The organism is Mesorhizobium sp. M1E.F.Ca.ET.041.01.1.1 (assembly GCF_003997355.1).
Classification (GTDB): Bacteria; Pseudomonadota; Alphaproteobacteria; order Rhizobiales; family Rhizobiaceae; genus Mesorhizobium.
Genome location: NZ_RZSL01000814.1, coordinates 1 through 2163, shown reverse-complemented (window position 1 = coordinate 2163; position 2163 = coordinate 1). Strand labels below are relative to the sequence as shown.

At 62.9% G+C, this 2163-nt stretch carries 4 protein-coding genes; 3 read left to right on the top strand and 1 reads right to left on the bottom strand.

Translation table 11 applies throughout. The annotated features are described in order from the left end of the window. Together EOA38_RS39905 and hupB are read left to right on the top strand one after the other, a co-directional pair. On the top strand, positions 1–234 hold a 234-nt coding region (locus EOA38_RS39905; protein WP_210213009.1), incomplete at its 5' end, for a hypothetical protein. Continuing rightward, on the top strand, positions 176–448 hold the full coding sequence (gene hupB / locus EOA38_RS34525; protein WP_027166452.1) for a DNA-binding protein HupB: 273 nt from the start codon (positions 176–178) through the stop codon (positions 446–448). The genes EOA38_RS39905 and hupB, both read left to right, overlap by 59 nt. Before the next feature lie 70 nt (positions 449–518). Here the strand turns inward: hupB and EOA38_RS34520 are convergent, their stop codons facing one another. Then, positions 519–1541, bottom strand: a complete 1023-nt coding sequence (locus EOA38_RS34520; protein WP_127301323.1) for an aldo/keto reductase — start codon at positions 1539–1541, stop codon at positions 519–521. A 184-nt stretch (positions 1542–1725) separates the two neighbouring features. Between EOA38_RS34520 and EOA38_RS34515 the strand changes: the two genes are divergently transcribed. Then, positions 1726–2163 (top strand): SIS domain-containing protein (locus EOA38_RS34515; protein ID WP_127301322.1); only part of this gene is annotated, 438 nt, incomplete at its 3' end.

The window sequence follows — 2163 nt, the reverse complement described above, 5'->3', positions numbered from 1 at the left end:
CACAATGAGAGAGCCGGGCTTCAAGCCCGGCTTTTTCATGTGAAAAAAGCTCCGAAAAGTCGAAAAAAGCCCGGAATTCCGCGGTTTTCGGCTTGGGTTCCGGAACGCTTCTTTCTAAAGTCCGTTTCCTGCCGGATGAGTCGTAGTTCCGGTTTTCTCATGGAAGGGAATTTTGATGAACAAGAACGAACTGGTGTCCGCCGTCGCCGACTCCGCAAGCATTTCGAAGGCTGATGCGCAGTCGGCCGTCGATGCGGTGTTCTCCGTGATCACTGGCGAACTGAAGAAGGGCGGCGATGTCCGGCTTGTCGGCTTCGGAAATTTCACCGTGTCAAAACGCGCTGCTTCGACCGGCCGTAACCCGCAGACCGGCGCGGAAGTGAAGATTCCGGCGCGCACCGTGCCGAAGTTTTCGGCTGGCAAGGGCCTCAAGGACGCGGTCAACTAAGACCTTTTTCTTTAAGCTCATAAGAGCCGGGCTTGCCCGGCTCTTCTTTTTTGACCCGCTGATTGCGGGTTCAGCCGGTCGGCGCGTCGGCGCGCATCAACCCTTCCCGCTTAAGATCCGCCCAAAGGGCCGCCGGAAACCTGACGTCAAGCAGCGCGCGGTTGCTTTCGACCTCGGCGGGCCGCTGGCCGCCGGGGATCACCGACATCACGGAAGGATGCCGCAGCGGGAACTGGAGTGCGGCCTCGATCAGGCGCACGCCATGGCGCTGGCAGACAGCCTCGATGCGCGCCACGCGCTCGAGCACGTCCTTTGGCGCTTTGGTGTAGTTGTAGAAGGCGCCGGGCTTCGGCCCCGTCGCCAGGATGCCGGAATTGTAGGGGCCGCCAAGAATGATGCCGATGCCGCGCTCCTGGCAGAGCGGCAGGAAGGTAGCCAGCGCTTCCTGCTCGAGCAGCGTATAGCGGCCGGCGAGCAGGAACAGGTCGAAATCGCCGCGTTCGGCGAGCGTCTGGCAGACCTCCCATTCGTTGATGCCGCCGCCGAAGGCCTTGATCACGCCTTGGTCGCGCAGCGAAAGCAGCCCGTAGTAGCCGGACGACATGAATTCCTCGATGCGAACGTCCGACGCCTCCTTGCTGCCATGGGTGAAGATGTCGACGTCGTGCACATAGAGGATGTCGATGCGGTCGACGCCGAGACGCTCCAGCGAGGCCTCGAAGGAGCGCATCACGCCGTCATAGCTGTAGTCGTAAACTTCCTTGCGCGAGGGCGTGTCGAAGAACTTGCCGATGCCGGTGCGCTGGTCGGGCGGGCAGACGCGCATGAGGCGGCCGACCTTGCTCGACAACACATAGTCGTCCCGCTTCTTGCCGCGCAGGAACGGGTTGAGCCGGGTTTCCGACAGGCCGAGGCCGTAGAGGGGAGCGGTATCGAAGTAGCGGCAGCCGGCCGCCCACGCCGCCTCCAGCGTGGCATTGGCATCCTCATCGGAGACGGCGCGGTATAGATTGCCGAGCGGCGCAGTGCCGAAGCCAAGCTCGGTGAAAGTGAGGCCGCCATTGCCGATGCGGTCGAAGTGCCGTGTCTTCATATCCTCAAATGTCCCGGATCGATTTGTCTGACATGACACTATCACGCCGGTGGCACAGCAAAAGCGCCGTGGCTCGTTGGACACGAATTTTCGCGGTGTTAGCATGAACAGAAACAAGTGTTTCGCGGCAAACGAACCGCAACACCACATATCTATTCAGCTTCGGCGGACAGGACGAATTGCCATGACGCAAGCCGGATCCGAGATGTTCGCGACAGCGCTCGACGAGCTTGGCGCCGTGGTGAGGCGCATCGACGACGGCCGGGTTGACAGCGCCTGCGAGATGCTTGCCGGCGCCGGCAAGATCGTCGTCTATGGCTGCGGCCGCGAAGCGCTGCAGGTCAAAGGCTTCGCCATGCGGCTCTTCCATCTCGGCCTGCCTGTCGCGGTGGTCGGCGACATGACCACGCCGCCGCTGGGCAAGGGCGATGTCTTCCTCGCAAGCTCAGGACCGGGCGAGACCAGCACGGTGCTGACCCTGATGCGTGTCGCGCGCGACGCCGGCGCCAAGGTCCTGCTGCTTTCGGCCGAACCGGCGGGCAGCGCGGCCAAGCTTGCCGACTTCACGCTGCTCGGTCCGGCCCAGACCATGGCCCGCGACCCGGGCGCCGCCAGAACGTCC